The organism is Streptomyces sp. NPDC006012, assembly GCF_042871185.1.
GTDB lineage: Bacteria > Actinomycetota > Actinomycetes > Streptomycetales > Streptomycetaceae > Streptomyces.
Window position 1 is genome coordinate 62402 of record NZ_JBIAIE010000009.1, and the last position, 19482, is coordinate 81883.

Annotated in this window: 17 protein-coding genes; 16 read left to right on the forward strand and 1 reads right to left on the reverse strand. The window is 71.1% G+C overall.

Going from position 1 to position 19482, the window contains the following annotated elements:
• Positions 1–162: 162 nt before the first annotated feature.
• Positions 163–711, reverse strand: coding sequence for a beta-class carbonic anhydrase (locus ACFYPJ_RS18385; protein ID WP_389017759.1), 549 nt, complete (start codon positions 709–711; stop codon positions 163–165).
• A 436-nt stretch (positions 712–1147) separates the two neighbouring features.
• On the opposite strand from ACFYPJ_RS18385, the gene rsmH reads away from it, so the two are divergent.
• From rsmH to ACFYPJ_RS18465, 16 genes are all read left to right on the forward strand, one after another.
• Positions 1148–2152, forward strand: a complete 1005-nt coding sequence (rsmH, locus tag ACFYPJ_RS18390) for a 16S rRNA (cytosine(1402)-N(4))-methyltransferase RsmH (RefSeq protein ID WP_389017762.1) — start codon at positions 1148–1150, stop codon at positions 2150–2152.
• A gap of 190 nt (positions 2153–2342) precedes the next feature.
• Positions 2343–2915, forward strand: coding sequence for a septum formation initiator family protein (locus ACFYPJ_RS18395; protein ID WP_389017765.1), 573 nt, complete (start codon positions 2343–2345; stop codon positions 2913–2915).
• 5 nt (positions 2916–2920) lie between these two features.
• Positions 2921–4924, forward strand: a complete 2004-nt coding sequence (locus ACFYPJ_RS18400) for a peptidoglycan D,D-transpeptidase FtsI family protein (RefSeq protein WP_389017768.1) — start codon at positions 2921–2923, stop codon at positions 4922–4924.
• Between the two features lie 174 nt (positions 4925–5098).
• Positions 5099–6616, forward strand: a complete 1518-nt coding sequence (locus ACFYPJ_RS18405; protein WP_389018169.1) for a UDP-N-acetylmuramoyl-L-alanyl-D-glutamate--2,6-diaminopimelate ligase — start codon at positions 5099–5101, stop codon at positions 6614–6616.
• A 4-nt stretch (positions 6617–6620) separates the two neighbouring features.
• Positions 6621–8048, forward strand: coding sequence for a UDP-N-acetylmuramoyl-tripeptide--D-alanyl-D-alanine ligase (gene murF / locus ACFYPJ_RS18410; RefSeq protein ID WP_389017771.1), 1428 nt, complete (start codon positions 6621–6623; stop codon positions 8046–8048).
• Positions 8048–9118, forward strand: a complete 1071-nt coding sequence (gene mraY / locus ACFYPJ_RS18415; protein WP_389018172.1) for a phospho-N-acetylmuramoyl-pentapeptide-transferase — start codon at positions 8048–8050, stop codon at positions 9116–9118. Before murF ends, mraY begins: the two co-directional genes overlap by 1 nt.
• Entirely contained in the window at positions 9115–10524 is a 1410-nt protein-coding gene (murD, locus tag ACFYPJ_RS18420; RefSeq protein ID WP_389017774.1) for a UDP-N-acetylmuramoyl-L-alanine--D-glutamate ligase, read from the forward strand. The genes mraY and murD overlap by 4 nt, the downstream gene beginning before the upstream one ends.
• Before the next feature lie 133 nt (positions 10525–10657).
• Entirely contained in the window at positions 10658–12019 is a 1362-nt protein-coding gene (gene ftsW, locus ACFYPJ_RS18425) for a putative lipid II flippase FtsW (RefSeq protein WP_389017777.1), read from the forward strand.
• Between the two features lie 6 nt (positions 12020–12025).
• A complete protein-coding gene (gene murG, locus ACFYPJ_RS18430) occupies positions 12026–13117 on the forward strand; it encodes an undecaprenyldiphospho-muramoylpentapeptide beta-N-acetylglucosaminyltransferase (protein ID WP_389017780.1) in 1092 nt (363 codons plus the stop codon).
• A gap of 126 nt (positions 13118–13243) precedes the next feature.
• Positions 13244–14038: a cell division protein FtsQ/DivIB gene (locus ACFYPJ_RS18435; RefSeq protein WP_389017783.1), complete on the forward strand. Its 795-nt coding sequence runs from the start codon at positions 13244–13246 to the stop codon at positions 14036–14038.
• Positions 14039–14314: 276 nt separating this feature from the next.
• On the forward strand, positions 14315–15511 hold the full coding sequence (gene ftsZ, locus ACFYPJ_RS18440) for a cell division protein FtsZ (protein WP_389017786.1): 1197 nt from the start codon (positions 14315–14317) through the stop codon (positions 15509–15511).
• Positions 15508–16236: a peptidoglycan editing factor PgeF gene (gene pgeF, locus ACFYPJ_RS18445; protein WP_389017789.1), complete on the forward strand. Its 729-nt coding sequence runs from the start codon at positions 15508–15510 to the stop codon at positions 16234–16236. Before ftsZ ends, pgeF begins: the two co-directional genes overlap by 4 nt.
• A 6-nt stretch (positions 16237–16242) precedes the next feature.
• A complete protein-coding gene (locus ACFYPJ_RS18450) occupies positions 16243–17001 on the forward strand; it encodes a YggS family pyridoxal phosphate enzyme (protein ID WP_389017792.1) in 759 nt (252 codons plus the stop codon).
• Between the two features lie 128 nt (positions 17002–17129).
• Entirely contained in the window at positions 17130–17771 is a 642-nt protein-coding gene (locus ACFYPJ_RS18455; protein ID WP_389017795.1) for a cell division protein SepF, read from the forward strand.
• Positions 17772–17820: 49 nt separating this feature from the next.
• Positions 17821–18105 (forward strand): YggT family protein, encoded by a 285-nt coding sequence (locus ACFYPJ_RS18460; RefSeq protein ID WP_376537246.1) that lies wholly within the window; start codon positions 17821–17823, stop codon positions 18103–18105.
• 53 nt (positions 18106–18158) lie between these two features.
• Positions 18159–19328: a DivIVA domain-containing protein gene (locus tag ACFYPJ_RS18465; RefSeq protein ID WP_389017799.1), complete on the forward strand. Its 1170-nt coding sequence runs from the start codon at positions 18159–18161 to the stop codon at positions 19326–19328.
• The last annotated feature ends 154 nt before the right edge of the window (positions 19329–19482 follow it).

The following is a 19482-nucleotide window of genomic DNA, read 5'->3' on the forward strand; positions in this document are numbered from 1 at the left end:
GGGAAAAGTTCCGCGTGACGCCACACCCGCATTCTTGCCGCCGTTACCGATTCGTGTCACTTGCCTGTGGACAACTGTCGGCGCCGGATCGCTCCCACGGCTCCCCGGCCGGCCGCCGCGGCGCCGGACACCCGGCGCCTGCCGGGGCGGCCGCTGGACCGTTCAGGCCGCGTCGATCTCCCGCAACAGGCCCGTCCTGACATCGAACACGAAGCCACGCACATCCTCGGTGCTCAGCAGGAACGGCGAGGTGCGCACCCGCTGCATGGACTGCCGCACATCCTGGTCCACGTCCCGGAAGGACTCCACCGCCCACGACGGGCGCTGGCCCACCTCCATCTCCAGATCGTGCCGGAACTCCTCGGTCAAGGACTCCATGCCGCACCCCGTGTGATGGATGAGGACGATGCTGCGGGTACCGAGGGCCCGCTGGCTGATCGTCAGGGAACGGATCACGTCGTCGGTGACGACCCCGCCCGCGTTGCGGATGGTGTGGCAGTCGCCGAGTTCCAGGCCGAGCGCGGCATGCAGGTCGAGCCGGGCGTCCATGCAGGCCACGACCGCGACGCGCAGCACGGGACGGGCGTCCATCCCGGGGTCGTCGAACGCGGCGGCATAGCGGTGGTTGGCCTCCACGAGACGGTCCGTGACGGCGCCGACGCCCGTTATGGCGCCCTCGGACCCGGCGGGAACTGCTGCAGAAGTCGTCATACCCATGACGTTACTGGTCACCTGCCTCGCGGTCCTGCTGGGAGGCCGGACAAAAGAAGTCATCGTCGTGGGGTGTGAGCTAACCCACACGGAGGATGAAGCTGGGCTGTACGGGTGATTCTTTCCGGATTGCGACGCCGGCCGGAGGGCAGTGCGCGACGCGCAAGCCGGTTGATTGACCGCGCCACACGGTGGACTAAAGTGACGCGAAGCGGGAGGCGAATCACTCTCCGCTGGACTGAACTCACCGGAGACCCCGGCACCCGCAACCCCACGTGCGCGGCGTGTACGTACGGCTCGGCCTCCACCCCCTCCCGCCGACTGACGCCGCCGGCGCCGGCACTTCCCTTGACCGGGGGCATCCCCGGCGTCAGCCGGGAGAGGGCGGGGACCCGGCGGTGCGTACGGCCCGCGCCGGATCTGAGAGGCCCCAGAGATGAAAGGGCGCGAAGCGCTTCCGAACCAGGGCGGTGGCGGGCCACAGGCGGGCGAGAACCGACACGTCCCGGTGATGCTCCAGCGCTGCCTGGACCTGCTGGCCCCCGCACTTGAGCGGCCCGGATCCGTGGTCGTGGACTGCACCCTGGGCCTCGGCGGGCACAGTGAGGCGCTGCTCACCCGGTTCCCCGACGCCAGGCTCGTCGCCCTGGACCGCGACCAGGAGGCCCTGAGCCTGTCCGCGCGGCGGCTCGCGCCCTTCGGCGACCGGGCCACCCTCGTGCACGCCGTCTACGACGAACTGCCGGACGTCCTGGACCGGCTCGGCATCGCGCACGTGCAGGGCGTCCTCTTCGACCTGGGTGTCTCCTCCATGCAACTCGACGAGGCCGACCGGGGCTTCGCCTACGCCCAGGACGCCCCCCTCGACATGCGCATGGACCAGTCGACGGGGATCGGCGCCGCCGAGGTCCTCAACACCTATCCGGCGGGCGACCTCGTCCGTATCCTGCGCGCCTACGGCGAGGAGAAGCAGGCCAGACGGATCGTCGCCGCGATCGTCCGCGAGCGCGACAAGGAGCCCTTCACCACCAGCGCGCGCCTGGTGGAGCTGATCCGGGACGCGCTGCCGCAGGCCGCCAAGCGCACCGGCGGCAACCCGGCCAAACGCACCTTCCAGGCGCTGCGCATCGAGGTCAACGGCGAACTGGACGTCCTGGAGCGGGCGATCCCCGCCGCGGTCAAGGCGCTCGCCGTGGGCGGCCGGATCGCCGTCCTGTCGTACCACTCGCTGGAGGACCGTCTGGTCAAGCAGGTCCTGGCCGCCGGTGCCGCCAGCACCGCGCCGCCCGGACTGCCGGTGGTGCCCGAGCGCTACCAGCCCCGGCTCAAGCTGCTCACGCGCGGTGCCGAACTTCCGAGCGAGGAGGAGGTCGCCGACAACCGCCGGGCTGCCCCGGCGCGGCTGCGCGGCGCCGAACGCATCAGGGAGGACACCGAGTGAGCGAGCCGGGTCCCCGGACCCACCGGAGGACGAGTGGCCCCTCGGCATGCCCGAGGACGTATGGTCTCCGGGCCTGCCGGCGGCCGTGCGGTCCCCGGACCCGCCGCGGCACGTGCGGGGCTCCGGCCCGCCGCAGGACGTATGGGACCCCGACCCGCCGGAGGACGAGTTGAGACTCACCGGAGGACACGTGGCCAGGAATCCCGAGCTGCGGGGCCGGGCCGCCCGGCTCGCCCGGCTTCTGCCGGCCGGCCGTGCCCGGGCGGCCCGCACCCCGTTCGTCCTCCTCGTCGTCCTGCTCCTCGGCGGCGGCCTCATCGGCCTGCTGGTGCTGAACTCGGCGCTCAGCGAAGGCTCGTTCAGACTCGACGACCTGCAGAAGCGCACGAAGAACCTCACCGACGAGGAGCAGGCGCTGCGGCGCGACATCGACGCCTACGCCGCCCCCGACGCCCTGCAGCGCCGCGCCCGCGAACTCGGCATGGTGCCCGGCGGCGAGCCGGCCTTCCTCGACCCCGACGGCTCCGTCAAGGGTGTCCCGAGCCCCGCCGCCCGGCAGTCCGCGGTCCGCTCGCCGGCGCCCGCGCCCCCGGAGGCGCTGGCCACCGCGAGCCCGTCCGCCCCGGTCGCCGGATCGTCCGCCGCGGCGAGCGGTCCGCCCGCGCCGCCGGCCGGCCCGCCCGCCCCGGCACCCGCCGCCCCCGCCTCGGTGCCGTCCCCCTCCGCCCCCCGGTCCACCCCGACCCCGACCCCCGGCAGGTGACGGAAGTGTCCGACAGGCAGCCGCCACGGCGCCGCGTGCCCGGCCCCGCGAGGCCCGTCCCGCCCCGGAACCGCGCACACCGCGGCGACCCCCACCGGTCCGGTTCCGCCGGCCGGCGCCGGCCCGGCCCGGGCTCGGGCGCCCGCCCGGTCCGGCGCCCGAGCCCGCCCCGGTCCGCCCCGCCGTCCCTCCGGCTCGGCAGCCCCCGCCCCCGCCTGCGCCTGGTCGGGCTCGCCCTGACGCTCGTACTGCTCGCCTTCGTCGTCCGGCTGCTCCAGGTCCAGGCCGTCGACGCCAGCGCGTACGCCGCCAAGGCCGAGCAGAACCGCTACGTGGTGCACACCCTGACCGCCGAGCGCGGTGAGATCACCGACCGCAACGGCACGGCTCTCGCCGTCAGCGAGGACGCCGAGGACATCACGGCCGACCCGACGATGTTCACCCGCAAACAGCTGGGCATCGACGACGGCCCCGAACAGGCCGCCGCGCTGATCGCGCCGATCCTCGGCCAGGACCAGGCCGACCTGGTCCGCAAGCTGCGCCCGGCGAACAGGGAACTGCGCTACGTCAAGCTCGCCGGCCGGCAGACACCGCAGGTCTGGAAGCAGATCAAGGACCTCAAGAGCGCCCTGACCGGCAAGGCCCAGACGGACAAGGCCACCGTCAACGTGCTCGCGGGCGTCTTCTCCGACCCCAGCAGCCAGCGCGTGTACCCGAACGGCGGGCTCGCCGCCGGGATACTGGGCTGGGTCAACGCCGAGGGCAAGGGCGGCGGCGGCATCGAGCAACAACTGGAGAAGGAACTGGCCGGCCAGGACGGCAGCCTCCGCTACGCCCAGGCCGGCGGCCGTCAGGTGCCCACCGCGGGCTCCACCGAGACCCCCGCGGTCCCCGGCTCCGACGTCGAGCTGACCATCGACCGCGACATCCAGTGGGCCGCGCAGAACGCCATCACCGAACAGGTCAAGAAGTCCAAGGCCGACCGCGGCTACGTGATCGTCCAGGACACCCGCACCGGTGAGATCCTCGCCATGGCCAACTCGCCCGGCTTCGACCCCAACGACCTGTCGAAGGCCGACCCGTCGGCGATGGGCAACCCGGCCGTCCAGGACGCCTACGAGCCCGGCTCCACCGCCAAGGTCATGTCGATGGCCGCCGTACTGGAGGAGGACGCCGCCACCCCGCTCACGCACGTCGAGGTCCCCAACCGGCTGCACCGCGGCGACCGGCTGTTCCAGGACGACATCGACCACGAGACCTGGTACCTCACGCTCAACGGCGTGCTGGCCAAGTCCAGCAACATCGGCACCATCCTCGCCACCGGCCAGCTCGGCAAGACCCAGCCGGCGGCGAACCGGGTCCTCTACTCCTATCTGCGCAAGTTCGGCATCGGCGGCTCCACCGGGCTCGGCTTCCCCGGCGAGACCAGGGGCATCCTGGCCGCGCCGGGCACCTGGTCGACATCGCAGCAGTACACGATCCCGTTCGGCCAGGGCTTCTCCATCAACGCCCTGCAGGCCGCCTCCGTCTACTCGACGATCGCCAACGGCGGCGTACGTGTCGAGCCGACCCTGGTGCGCGGCCACAAGGGCGCCGACGGGCGGTTCACCCCGGCCCCGGCGCCCGAGAAGACCCGGGTGGTCAGCGAGAAGACGGCCAGGACCCTGGCCCAGATGCTGGAGTCCGTCGTGGACGACGAGCAGGGCACCGGCGCCAAGGCCCGCATCCCGGGGTACCGGGCGGCGGGCAAGACCGGCACCGCCAACCGCGTGGATCCGGCCACCGGCAAGTACCGCGGCTACACGTCGTCGTTCGCCGGGTTCGCACCCGCGGACCACCCACGGATCACCGTCTACTGCGCGATCCAGAACGCCACCTCCGGCAGCTACTTCGGCGGTGAGATCTGCGGCCCCATCTACAAGCAGGTCATGGAGTTCGCCCTGAAAACCCTGCAGGTCCCGCCGACCGGCGCCAAGGCCGCCAACCTGCCCGTCACCTACAAACCCTGATCAGCACTGCCGGGAACGACCACCAGGAACCAGCTCGTGACAACGATCACTCCCGAACCCGGGAACCACACACCGCCCGCGTCCTCGCTTCGCTCCGAGGCGGCCGAGCCCGGTACGCTCACCGCCGTGCCACACGCTGATCAGTCCCAAACCACCCAGAAGGGCGCTTCCACGATGTGTCCGGGGCCGCCCCGACCGGTCCGGGTCTCCGCCACACCCCTCGCGGAGCTCGCCGGTCAGCTGGGTGCCGCCGTACCGGACAGCACCGCAGGCGTCACGGGCATCACCCATGACTCGCGCGCCGTCCGCCCCGGCGACCTGTACGCCGCCCTGCCGGGTGCCCGCCTGCACGGCGCCGACTTCGTCGCCCAGGCCGCCGGGCTCGGCGCGGTCGCCGTGCTGACCGACCGGGCGGGCGCCGAGCGCGCCGCCGCGACCGGCCTGCCGGTCCTGGTGGCCGACGACCCGCGCGCCCGGATGGGCGCGCTCGCGGCCACGATCTACGGTGATCCCGGCCGCGACCTGCTCCAGATCGGCATCACCGGCACCTCGGGCAAGACCACCACCGCCTACCTCGTCGAGGGCGGCCTGCGGACGGCCGGAACCACCGGGCTGATCGGCACGGTCGAGATGCGCGTCGGCGACGAGCGCATCAAGTCCGAGCGCACCACCCCCGAGGCCACCGACCTCCAGGCACTCTTCGCCGTCATGCGGGAACGCGGCGTCGAGGCGGTCGCCATGGAGGTCTCCAGTCACGCCCTCGTCCTCGGCCGGGTCGACGGCTGCGTCTTCGACGTGGCGGTCTTCACCAACCTCAGCCCGGAGCACATGGAATTCCACTCCGACATGGAGGACTACTTCCAGGCCAAGGCGCAGCTGTTCACCCCCGCGCGCAGCAGGCTCGGTGTGATCAACACCGACGACCCGTACGGCCGGCGGCTCGCCGCGCAGGCGTCCGTCCCGGTCGTCACCTACTCCGCCGAGGGCCACCCCGACGCGGACTGGCGTGCCGAGGACGTCCGGATCGGCCCGCTGGACTCGACGTTCACCGTGGCCGGCCCCCGCGGGGAGCGGATCGCGGCCAGGTCGCCGCTGGCCGGGGCCTTCAACGTGGCCAACACCCTCGCCGCCGTCGTCGCCCTCGCCGCCGCGGGCCTGGACCCGCAGACCACGGCCGACGGCATCGCCGCCGTGCCGGGGGTGCCGGGCCGGCTGGAGCGGGTGGACGCCGGGCAGCCCTATCTCGCGGTCGTCGACTACGCCCACAAGACCGACGCCGTCGAATCGGTCCTCAAGGCGCTGCGGAAGGTCACCAAGGGGCGGCTGCACATCGTCCTCGGCTGCGGCGGCGACCGCGACACGACCAAACGCGCCCCGATGGGTGCCGCCGCCGCCCGGTTCGCCGACACGGCCGTACTGACCTCCGACAACCCCCGCTCCGAGGACCCCCTCGCGATCCTCGCCGCCATGCTCGAAGGCGCCGCCTCGGTGCCCGCGCACGAGCGCGGCGAGGTGCTCCTCTTCGAGGACCGGGCCGCCGCCATCGCCGCCGCGGTCGGCCGTGCGCAGCCCGGGGACACGGTGCTGGTCGCGGGCAAGGGCCACGAGCAGGGCCAGGACATCGCCGGGGTGGTCCGTCCCTTCGACGACCGCCAGGTGCTTCGCGAAGCTATCCAGCAGACCCAGGGATGAACTTGTGATCGCCCTCTCTCTCGCCGAGATCGCAGAAATCGTCGGCGGGCAGACACACGACATACCGGATCCGTCCGTCCAGGTCACCGGGCCGGTCGTCCGTGACTCCCGCGAGGCGGTGCCGGGCAGCCTGTTCGCCGCCTTCGCCGGTGGAAACGTGGACGGCCACGACTTCGCGCGCGCGGTCGTCGAGGCGGGCGCGGTCGCCGTACTGGCGTCGCGCCCAGTCGGCGTGCCCGCGATCGTCGTCGCGGACGTCCAGGGCGCCCTCGGCGCCCTCGCGCGGCACGTCGTCGCCCGGCTCGGCGCCACCCTCGTGGCCCTCACCGGCTCCGTGGGCAAGACCAGCACCAAGGACCTGATCGCCCAGGTGCTCCGGTGCAAGGCGCCGACCGTGTTCACGCCCGGCTCGCTGAACAACGAGATCGGGCTGCCGCTGACCGCGCTGTCCGCCACCGGGGAGACGAAGTTCCTCGTGCTGGAGATGGGCGCCCGCGGGATCGGCCACATCCGCTACCTCACCGGCCTCACCCCGCCCAGGATCGGCCTCGTCCTCAACGTCGGCAGCGCGCACATCGGCGAGTTCGGCGGCCGGGAACAGATCGCACAGGCGAAGGGCGAACTCGTGGAGGCGCTGCCCGCGGCGGCCGACGGCGGCGTGGCGGTCCTCAACGCCGACGATCCGCTCGTACGGGCCATGGCCTCCCGTACGAAGGCGAAGGTGGTCCTTTTCGGAGAGTCCGGCGAAGCGGACGTACGCGCCGAGAACGTGCGACTCACGGACAGCGGTCAGCCCTCCTTCCGGCTTCACACACCCTCCGGTGCAAGCGATGTGACCATGCGCCTGTACGGTGAGCACCACGTGTCGAACGCGCTTGCCGCGGCCGCCGTCGCCCATGAGCTGGACATGTCCCCGAGTGAGATCGCGACAGCGCTCTCCGAGGCGGGCACCCTCTCCCGCTGGCGGATGGAGGTCACCGAGCGCCCGGACGGCGTGACCATCGTCAACGACGCCTACAACGCCAACCCCGAGTCCATGCGGGCCGCCCTGCGCGCGCTGGCAGCCATGGGCGAAGCCTCACGGGCAAAGGGGGGACGCACGTGGGCGGTGCTCGGCAAGATGGCCGAGCTCGGGGACGAGGCACTCGCCGAGCACGACGCGGTCGGACGGCTCGCCGTCCGGCTCAACGTCAGCAAGCTCGTCGCGGTCGGGGGCAGGGAAGCGTCCTGGCTGCAACTGGGCGCATATAACGAGGGTTCGTGGGGTGAGGAGTCGGTGCACGTGTCCGACGCACAGGCGGCGGTCGACCTGTTGCGCAGCGAGTTGCGCCCGGGGGACATGGTTCTCGTGAAGGCGTCCCGTTCGGTGGGGCTGGAGAGCGTTGCGCAGGCGCTCCTCCAGACCGGCGCCGAGGGGGTCGATGCCCGATGATGAAGCAGATCCTGTTCTCGGGCGTCATCGGTCTCTTCCTGACGCTGATCGGCACCCCGCTGCTGATCAAGCTCCTCGCCCGCAAGGGCTACGGGCAGTACATCCGCGACGACGGCCCGCGCGAGCACGCCAGCAAGCGCGGTACGCCGACGATGGGCGGTATCGCCTTCATCCTGGCGACGGTCGTGGCCTACTTCCTGTCCAAGGTGATCACCGGCTACGCCCCGACCTACTCGGGTGTGCTGGTGCTCGGCCTCATGTGCGGCATGGGCCTGGTCGGCTTCCTCGACGACTACATCAAGATCGTCAAGCGGCGTTCGCTGGGTCTGCGGGCCAAGGCGAAGATGGCCGGCCAGTTGATCGTCGGCATCGCCTTCGCGGTGCTCTCGCTCCAGTTCGCCGACGCCCGCGGCAACACCCCGGCGTCCACGAAGCTGTCGTTCATCACGGACTTCGGCTGGTCCATCGGCCCGGTGCTGTTCGTGGTCTGGGCGCTGTTCATGATCCTCGCGATGTCGAACGGCGTGAACCTGACCGACGGTCTGGACGGTCTGGCCACCGGAGCCTCCGTGCTCGTCTTCGGCGCGTACACGTTCATCGGGGTCTGGCAGTTCCAGGAGTCCTGCGCCAACGCGGCGACCCTGACCAACCCCAACGCCTGCTACGAGGTGCGGGATCCGCTCGACCTCGCGGTGATCGCCTCCGCGCTGATGGGTTCCTGCCTCGGCTTCCTGTGGTGGAACACCTCGCCGGCCAAGATCTTCATGGGTGACACCGGCTCGCTGGCGCTCGGCGGCGTCGTCACCGGCCTGGCCATCCTGTCCCGTACGGAGCTGCTGGTGGCCGTCATGGGCGGTCTGTTCGTCCTGATCACCATGTCGGTCGTCATCCAGGTCGGCTCCTTCCGGCTCACCGGCAAGCGCGTCTTCAGGATGGCGCCGCTGCAGCACCACTTCGAACTCAAGGGCTGGTCCGAAGTCCTCGTGGTGGTCAGATTCTGGATCATTCAAGGCATCTGTGTGATTGTCGGACTAGGTCTCTTCTATGCGGGATGGGCAGCGGACAAGTGACCGACTGGCAGGGTAGGAACGTCACCGTCGCGGGACTCGGCGTCTCCGGTGTCCCGGCGGCCAGAGCACTGCACGGCCTCGGCGCGCGGGTCACCGTGGTCAACGACGGCGCCGACGAGCGGGCCCGCGCCCAGGCCGCCGAGCTGACGGCGCTGGGCATGGCCGTGCGCCTCGGTGACGGCGACACCCTGCCCGACGGCACCGACCTGGTCGTCACCGCGCCCGGCTGGCGGCCGGACAAGCCGCTGTTCGCCGCAGCCGCCCAGGCCGGCGTGCCCGTCTGGGGCGACGTCGAGCTGGCCTGGCGGCTGCGCGGCGAGAACGCCCCGCCCTGGCTGGCCGTCACCGGCACCAACGGCAAGACCACCACCGTCCGGATGCTCGCCGCCATCCTGGAGGCGGCGGGCCTGCGCACCGCCGCCGTCGGCAACATCGGCGTCTCCCTGCTCGACGCGGTCCTCGGCCCCACCGAGTACGACGTCCTCGCGGTGGAGCTGTCCAGCTACCAGCTGCACTGGGCGCCCTCGCTGCGCGCCCACTCCGCCGCCGTCCTGAACCTGGCACCCGACCACCTCGACTGGCACGGCTCCATGGAGGCGTACGCCGCCGACAAGGGCCGCGTCTACGCGGGGAACCGGGTCGCCTGCGTCTACAACACGGCCGACAAGGGGACCGAGGACCTGGTGCGCGCGGCGGACGTCGAGGAGGGCTGCCGGGCCATCGGCTTCACCCTCGGCGCCCCCGCCCCCTCCCAACTCGGCGTCGTGGACGGCATCCTGGTCGACCGCGCCTTCGTGCCGGACCGGCACAAGCAGGCCCAGGAACTGGCGGAGGTCTCCGACATCGACCCGCCCGCCCCGCACAACATCGCCAACGCCCTGGCCGCCGCGGCCCTCGCCCGCGCCTACGGCGTACCGGCCACGGCGGTACGGGACGGCCTGCGGGCCTTCACCCCGGACGCCCACCGCATCGCGCACGTCGCCGACGTGGACGGCGTCGCCTACGTCGACGACTCCAAGGCCACCAACACGCACGCGGCTCAGGCTTCGTTGGCCGCCTACCCGTCCATCGTGTGGATCGCCGGCGGCCTGGCGAAGGGCGCGGCCTTCGACGAACTCGTCGCCGAGGCGGCACCGCGGCTGCGCGGCGCCGTACTGATCGGCGCGGACCGCGCCCTGATCCGGGAAGCCCTCGTGCGACACGCCCCCGAGGTACCGGTGGTCGACCTCGACCGGACCGACACTGGGGCGATGCTCCAGGCGGTCCAGGAGGCGAAGCGGCTGGCGCGGCCCGGCGATACAGTGCTCCTCGCCCCGGCCTGTGCCTCCATGGACATGTTCACCAATTACAACAAGCGCGGTGACGCGTTCGCGGAGGCGGTCCGCGGGCTCGGCGCGGGCGCCTGACGGCGGGTCTCGGCCACGGCGGGTGCTTCGGGACCCATGGAGGGACGCGTGACTCGGATGTGGCTGCCAGTGCCCGAACGGACCGGGGCGATCCCCGGCGGGAGGCTCTCCCGCGGCCGGGCAGGAGCCGGTGATGTCCAGTAGCCGTACGGGCCGCCCTCCCCTGCAACGGTCCGTGCGGCGGCCCGCGCCCTCCGTGCCGTACCGCGACGATCCGCTGCGCCGCCTGCGCAGGCGCCTGAAGAAGGCCTGGGACCGGCCGCTCACCGCGTACTACCTGATCCTCGGCGGCAGCCTGCTGATCACCGTGCTCGGCCTGGTGATGGTCTACTCGGCGTCCCAGATCAAGGCGCTGCAGCTGGCGCTGCCGGGGTCGTACTTCTTCCGCAAGCAGTTCCTGGCCGCCTTCATCGGCGGCGGACTGATGTTCGCCGCCGCCCGCATGCCGGTGAAGCTGCACCGGGCGCTGGCCTACCCGATCCTCGCGGGCGCCGTCTTCTTCATGGCCCTGGTGCAGGTGCCGGGGATAGGGATGGCGGTGAACGGCAACCAGAACTGGATCTCCCTCGGCGGCTCGTTCCAGATCCAGCCGAGCGAGTTCGGCAAGCTCGCGCTGGTGCTGTGGGGCGCCGACCTGATCGCGCGCAAGCAGGACAGGAAGCTGCTGGCGCAGTGGAAGCACATGCTGGTGCCGCTCGTCCCGGTCGCCTTCCTGCTGCTCGGACTGATCATGCTCGGCGGCGACATGGGAACGGCGATCATCCTGACGGCGATCCTGTTCGGACTGCTGTGGCTCGCGGGGGCGCCGACCAGGCTGTTCGTCGGTGTGCTGTCGATCGCCGCCACGCTCGGCGTGATCCTCATCAAGACCAGCGACAACCGGATGAACCGGCTCGCCTGCATCGGCGCCACCGAACCCGTGTCGGGCACCGTCGACTGCTACCAGGCCGTGCACGGCATCTATGCCCTCGCCTCCGGCGGACTCTTCGGCTCCGGCCTCGGCGCCAGTGTGGAAAAATGGGGCCAACTCCCCGAAGCCCACACCGACTTCATCTTCGCCGTCACCGGTGAGGAACTGGGCCTCGCGGGGACGCTGTCGGTGCTGGCCCTCTTCGCGGCTCTAGGCTATGCGGGTATCCGCGTGGCCGGACGCACGGAGGACCCCTTCGTGAGGTATGCCGCGGGAGGCGTGACCACCTGGATCACCGCCCAGGCAGTGATCAACATCGGTGCGGTGCTCGGCCTGCTGCCGATCGCCGGCGTCCCGCTCCCGCTGTTCTCCTACGGAGGGTCCGCCCTGCTGCCGACCATGTTCGCCATCGGGCTGCTGATCGCCTTCGCGCGCGACGACCCCGCTGCGCGGGCAGCGCTTGCGGCGCGGCAACCTCGCTTTGGTAGAAAGCGGGCGGGGGGCTCCGGTCTCGGCCGGCAGCCTCGGAGATGGAACACGATGCGACGGCGTGCCCCTGCGGCGCGTCCGTCCGGAGAGCGGTGAATTTCGGTGCATGTCGTACTCGCCGGCGGGGGTACCGCGGGCCACATCGAGCCCGCGCTCGCCCTCGCGGACGCCTTGCGCAGGCAGGACCCGACCGTGGGGATCACGGCCCTGGGCACGGAGCGCGGCCTGGAGACCACGCTCGTTCCCGAGCGCGGCTACGAGCTGGCGCTGATCCCGGCGGTGCCGCTGCCGCGCAAGCCCACCCCCGAGCTGATCACCGTCCCGGGCAGGCTGCGCGGCACCATCAAGGCGGCCGAGCAGATCCTGGAGCGCACCAAGGCGGACGCCGTCGTCGGCTTCGGCGGCTATGTCGCGCTGCCCGGCTACCTGGCGGCCAAGCGGCTCGGCGTGCCGATCGTGATCCACGAGGCCAACGCCCGCCCCGGCCTGGCCAACAAGATCGGCTCCCGGTACGCGGCCCAGGTCGCCGTCTCCACCCCGGACAGCAAGCTGCGCGGGGCCCGCTACATCGGCATTCCGCTGCGCCGCTCCATCGCCACGCTGGACCGGGCCGCCGCACGCCCGGAGGCCCGGGCCCGGTTCGGCCTCGACCCCAATCTGCCCACGCTGCTCGTCTCCGGCGGCTCGCAGGGCGCCCGCCGCCTCAACGAGGTGGTCCAGCAGGTCGCCCCCTGGCTCCAGCAGGCCGGCGTCCAGATCCTGCACGCGGTCGGCCCGAAGAACGAACTGCCGCACGTCCAGCACATGCCGGGAATGCCCCCCTACATTCCGGTAAGTTACCTGGACCGGATGGACCTCGCGTACGCGGCGGCCGACATCATGCTCTGCCGCGCGGGCGCGATGACCGTCGCGGAACTCTCCGCCGTCGGGCTCCCCGCCGCCTACGTCCCGCTGCCGATCGGCAACGGCGAACAGCGCCTGAACGCCCAGCCGGTGGTGAAGGCCGGCGGCGGGCTCCTCGTCGACGACGCGGAACTCACACCCGAGTGGGTGCAGCAGAACGTGCTGCCCGTGCTCGCCGATCCGCACCGGCTGTACGAGATGTCCCGTGCCGCGAGCGAGTTCGGCCGCCGGGACGCCGACGACCTGCTCGTCGGCATGGTGTACGAGGCCATCGCCGCGCACCGGCACTAGCATCCTGCGTGAGCCGGAGGGACGCCGGTGCCGGGAGCGCGAACGCGCGCAGGATCGAGCACGATCGCACCCCCGGCACCCGCTCAGGCGCCCCGGAGGCGAACCGAGCCAGGAAAGGGAACGTGCGTGGCCGGACCGAGCACCGCCGAGCGCGGTGAACGCAAGCAGGAGTCGTCCGGCCCGCCGCCCGCCCGCCTCTTGAGGAAACGCCGCCTTCGTACGATCGTCATCCTGGCCGTGGTCGTCCTCCTCCTCGGGGCCGGTTGCGTCTGGCTGTTGTACGGATCGTCGTGGCTGCGCACGGACCGGGTCTCCGTCTCCGGGACGCGGGTGCTGACGCCGGCGCAGGTGCGCTCGGCCGCAGCCGTTCCGGTCGGGGCGCCGATGGTGTCGGTCGACATCGACGAGATCGAGTCCCGACTCCGCCGGAAACTGCCGCGAATTGACACGGTCGACGTCTCCCGCTCATGGCCGGACACCATCACGTTGAAGGTGACCGAACGCACTCCGGTTCTGGTCATGAAGAAGGGTGCGGAGTTCATCGAAGTGGATGCGGAAGGTGTCCGTTTCGCCACGGTTTCCCGGGCGCCGAAAGGTGTTCCCGCACTGGAATTGTCACTGTCCCGATCGGGTTCGGCCGCCGCGAGTCTGCGGCGTTTCGGCGCCGACGCCGTCGTACGTGCCGCGGTGCGGGTCGCCGCCGACATTCCGGCCGCCGTCGCGCACACCACCCGGACCGTCAAGGTCGGTTCCTACGACGACATCTCCCTGGAGTTGGCCGGCGGGCGCACGGTCGTGTGGGGAAGCGCCGAGAACGGCCCCGCGAAGTCCCGCGCGCTCACTGCCCTCATGAAAGCCGCACCCGATGCGCGGCACTTCGACGTCACGGTCCCCACCGCACCCGCGTCAGCAGCAAGTTGACGTACATCAGCGCAGGCCAGCACCCTGGGTGGGCACTGCTACGGCTGATCACATAGGGTGAAAAGAAAAACGGGAGGTTCGGCGTGTTCGTTGAACGTGCGCCACTTGTCGACTTAGTGTCCTGTTCGGAGAGTCCAAGGAACAGACACACTGGTAACCCTAAACTTCAGGGTTAGGGTTCGGGTCGGCGTTCGGACCGTCCCATTCGGCATCAGTCGTCGGCTCGCGGCAGGATCGCGAGGCGGCGACACGTAATCGAGGCGAGAGGCCTTCGACGTGGCAGCACCGCAGAACTACCTCGCAGTCATCAAAGTCATCGGTGTCGGCGGCGGTGGTGTCAATGCCATCAACCGGATGATCGAAGTCGGTCTCAAGGGCGTCGAGTTCATCGCCATCAACACCGACGCGCAGGCGCTGTTGATGAGCGACGCCGACGTCAAGCTCGACGTCGGCCGCGAACTCACCCGCGGACTCGGCGCCGGTGCCAACCCGGCCGTCGGCCGCAAGGCCGCCGAGGATCACCGCGAGGAGATCGAGGAGGTCCTCAAGGGGGCCGACATGGTCTTCGTGACGGCCGGTGAAGGCGGCGGCACCGGCACCGGCGGGGCGCCCGTCGTGGCCAACATCGCACGCTCCCTGGGCGCCCTCACCATCGGTGTGGTCACCCGCCCGTTCACCTTCGAGGGCCGGCGCCGCGCGAACCAGGCCGAGGACGGCATCGCCGAACTCCGCGAAGAGGTCGACACCCTCATCGTCATTCCGAACGACCGGCTGCTGTCCATCTCGGACCGCCAGGTCTCGGTGCTCGACGCCTTCAAGTCCGCCGACCAGGTCCTGCTCTCCGGTGTCCAGGGCATCACCGACCTGATCACCACGCCCGGCCTGATCAACCTCGACTTCGCCGACGTGAAGTCGGTCATGTCCGAGGCCGGCAGCGCCCTCATGGGCATCGGCTCGGCCCGCGGCGACGACCGCGCGGTGGCCGCGGCCGAGATGGCGATCTCCTCGCCGCTGCTGGAAGCCTCCATCGACGGCGCCCGGGGCGTGCTGCTCTCCATCTCCGGCGGCTCCGACCTCGGGCTGTTCGAGATCAACGAGGCCGCCCAGCTGGTCAGCGAGGCGGCCCACCCCGAGGCCAACATCATCTTCGGCGCGGTCATCGACGACGCCCTCGGCGACGAGGTGCGGGTCACCGTGATCGCGGCCGGCTTCGACGGCGGCCAGCCGCCGACCCGCCGGGAGAACACTCTCGGCTCGGCCTCCTCGGGCCGCCGCGAGGAACCCGCTCCGGCGCGGCAGCCCGAGAGCCGCCCGTCCTTCGGCTCGCTGGGCAGCGTGACCCCGAAGGAGGACGCGGAGCCCGCGCCCGTCCCGGCCAGCGAGCCGCCGGTCGCCCCGCCGGTGCCGCCGGCGCCGCGCAGCTACGCGGACAGCGCGGCCGAGGAACTGGACGTCCCGGACTTCCTGAAGTGATAGGACAGCGCGACACCGAGAACGGCGCGCACTTCGCTTTCACCGACAGGTGGGGCGGGGTGAGCGCCGTTCCGTACGAGGAGCTGAACCTCGGCGGCGCGGTCGGCGACGACCCGGCCGCCGTCCGCACGAACCGCGAACTGGCCGCCAAGTCGCTCGGCATCGACCCGACGCAGGTGGTCTGGATGAACCAGGTGCACGGCGCCGCGGTCGCGGTGGTCGACGGTCCCTGGGCGGACAAGCCGGTGCCGGAGGTCGACGCGATCGTCACGGCACGGCCCGGGCTCCCGCTCGCCGTGCTCACCGCGGACTGCACACCGGTCCTGCTCGCCGACCCCGTCGCCCGCGTCGCCGCCGTGGCCCATGCGGGCCGGCCCGGCCTGGTCGCCGGAGTGGTGCCCGCCGCGGTCCGGGCGATGACCGAGCTGGGCGCGGATCCGGCCCGGATCGTCGCCCGCACCGGACCCGCGGTCTGCGGCCGGTGCTACGAGGTACCGGATGCGATGCGCGCCGACGTCTGTGCCACCGAACCGGCGGCGCACTCCGAGACGAGCTGGGGCACGCCGGCGGTCGACGTGAGCGCCGGCGTGCACGCACAGCTCGAACGGCTCGGGGTACGCGACCGGGCGCAGTCGCCGGTGTGCACGCTGGAGTCGGACGATCACTTCTCGTACCGCCGCGACCGCACCACCGGGCGGCTCGCGAGCTATGTGTGGCTGGACTGATAGGGCATGACGGACCGTAAGGCTGAACTCGCCGCAAATCTGGCGAAGGTGGAGGAACGGATCTCCGCGGCATGCGCGGCGGCCGGGCGCGAGCGGGACGAGGTGACCCTGATCGTGGTCACCAAGACCTACCCGGCGAGCGATGTGCGGATCCTCTCGCAGCTCGGTGTGCGGCACGTGGCCGAGAACCGCGACCAGGACGCCGCGCCCAAGGCCGCCGTCTGTTCGGATCTGCCTCTCGCCTGGCACTTCGTCGGTCAGCTGCAGACCAACAAGGTGCGTTCCGTGGTCGGTTACGCGGATGTCGTGCAGTCCGTCGACCGTTCCCGGCTCGTCGCGGCGCTCTCGAAGGAGGCCGTGCGCACCGGCCGCGAGGTGGGCTGCCTCATCCAGGTCGCGCTGGACGCGGCGGACCCGTCGGTACCGGCGACATCGACGTCGACCGCCGGGGGAACGTCCGTCGGTGAGCGGGGCGGTGTGGCACCGGGCGGAATCGAAGAGTTGGCCGATCTCGTCGCCGGTGCTCCGGGGCTGCGGCTCGACGGGCTGATGACCGTCGCTCCGCTCGCCGGGGAGTACGCGGGGCGTCAACGAGCGGCGTTCGATCGGTTGATGGATTTGTCGACCGACCTGCGCCGAGCCCATCCGGCTGCGAACATGGTGTCAGCGGGGATGAGCGCGGACCTCGAACAGGCCGTGGCAGCCGGGGCGACACATGTGCGCGTCGGCACCGCGGTACTCGGAGTCCGCCCCAGGCTCGGGTAACGTCGCCAAGAAGTCGGACCACAGCAGAAAATATGGTCAATGTCGCTGAAAGGCGGCGCAACGACCTCGTGGATCGCAGGCACTTGGCAGTCGTCAGTCGATCCACCACAGAGCGGAGGACTCAGAGCATGGCCGGCGCGATGCGCAAGATGGCGGTCTACCTCGGCCTCGTGGAGGACGATGGGTACGACGGCCGGGGATTCGACCCCGACGACGACTTCGAGCCCGAACTGGACCCGGAGCCGGAGCGGGACCACAGACGGCACGAACCGTCCCACCAGTCGCACGGGGCACATCAGTCCCAAAGGGACGAATCGGCACGCGTGCTGCAGCCACCGGCACCACGCGAACCGGTGTCCCATTCCGCTTCGCTGTCCGCGGAATCCGGGCGTCCTGCGCGCATCGCGCCCGTGGCGTCCATCACACAAGAACGTCAGTCCCTGGAGAAGAACGCACCGGTGATCATGCCCAAGGTCGTGTCGGAACGAGAGCCTTACCGGATCACCACGCTGCACCCCCGGACCTACAACGAGGCCCGTACCATCGGGGAACACTTCCGTGAGGGCACTCCGGTGATCATGAATCTGACCGAGATGGACGACACGGACGCGAAGCGACTTGTCGACTTTGCCGCGGGATTGGTGTTTGGTCTTCACGGCAGCATCGAGCGGGTGACGCAGAAGGTGTTCCTGTTGTCGCCTGCTAACGTCGATGTCACGGCGGAGGACAAGGCCCGAATCGCAGAGGGCGGGTTCTTCAACCAGAGCTGAGACACAACACCGGACAGCGCGCGGAACAGGGGAGAGGGAAGCACGGATCATGAGTGTGTTCCTGGACGTGATCTACATCGCGTTGATGTGCTTCCTCATCGTGCTCATCTTCCGGTTGGTCATGGACTACGTCTTCCAGTTCGCCCGCTCGTGGCAACCCGGCAAGGCGATGGTGGTCATTCTGGAGGCCACCTACACTGTCACCGATCCACCGCTCAAGCTTCTGCGGCGGTTCATCCCGCCGCTGCGTCTCGGGGGCGTGGCGCTCGACCTGTCCTTCTTCGTACTGATGATCATCGTCTACATCCTGATCGCGATCGTGAGTCGGCTGTGAGCGATGTGAACTACCGTCTTGCCGAATGCCGACGACTACGTTGAGGTGAAGAGATGCCGTTGACCCCCGAGGACGTGCGGAACAAGCAGTTCACGACCGTCCGCCTCCGAGAAGGCTATGACGAGGACGAGGTCGATGCCTTCCTCGACGAGGTCGAAGCCGAGTTGACCCGTCTGCTCCGTGAGAACGAGGACCTGCGCGCCAAGCTGGCGGCCGCCACGCGTGCCGCCGCCCAGAACCAGCAGAACATGCGCAAGCCTCCGGAACCGGACCAGCAGCAGGGAATGCGAGGTCCCGGCGCTCCGGTGCCCGCCGGCATATCGGGCCCGCCGCAGCAGCAGATGGGCGGCCCCATGGGCGGCCCGCCCCAGCTGCCGAGCGGTGCTCCGCAACTGCCCGCCGGCCCAGGCGGTCAGGGTCCTGGTCCGCAGGGACCGGGTCCGCAGGGTCCCGGCCCGATGGGTCAGGGTCCGATGGGTCAGGGTCCGATGGGTCAGGGCCCGATGGGTGGTCAGCCCCCCATGCAGCAGCAGATGGGTGGCCCGATGGGCGGGCCCATGGGCGGTCCGATGGGTGGCCCCGGTCAGGGTGGCGGCCCCATGGGCGGCCCGGGTCAGGGCCCCGGCGGCGACAGCGCCGCCCGTGTCCTCTCGCTGGCCCAGCAGACCGCCGACCAGGCGATCGCCGAGGCCCGCTCCGAGGCGAACAAGATCGTCGGCGAGGCCCGCAGCCGTGCCGAGGGTCTGGAGCGCGACGCCCGTGCCAAGGCCGACGCCCTGGAGCGGGATGCGCAGGAGAAGCACCGCGTCGCCATGGGCTCCCTGGAGTCCGCCCGCGCCACGCTGGAGCGCAAGGTCGAGGATCTGCGCGGCTTCGAGCGGGAGTACCGGACGCGCCTGAAGTCGTACCTGGAGTCGCAGCTGCGTCAGCTGGAGACCCAGGCCGACGACTCGCTGGCACCGCCGCGCACCCCGGCCGCCGCGTCGCTGCCGCCGTCTCCGGCGCCGTCCATGGCTCCGGCCGGTGCCGGTGCCCCGTCCTACGGCGGCAACCAGACGATGGGCGGCCCGCCCGCGCCGCCCGCACCGTCCTACGGCGGTCAGCAGCAGATGTCCCCGGCGATGACTCAGCCGATGGCCCCCGTCCGTCCGCAGGGTCCCGGTCCGATGGGCCAGGCTCCCTCGCCGATGCGCGGGTTCCTCATCGACGAGGACGACAACTGAAGGCCGCCGCACGGTAGGTAATACGCCGTAGACGTCGGAAGCGTTCACAAGGGCGGGGCTCCGGATACTGATCCGGAGCCCCGCCCTTGTGCGCTGTGCGTGCCTGGTTCTGGGCGTGTGTGTTCGGGGGTGGGGCACCTGCCCGGCGGACGCA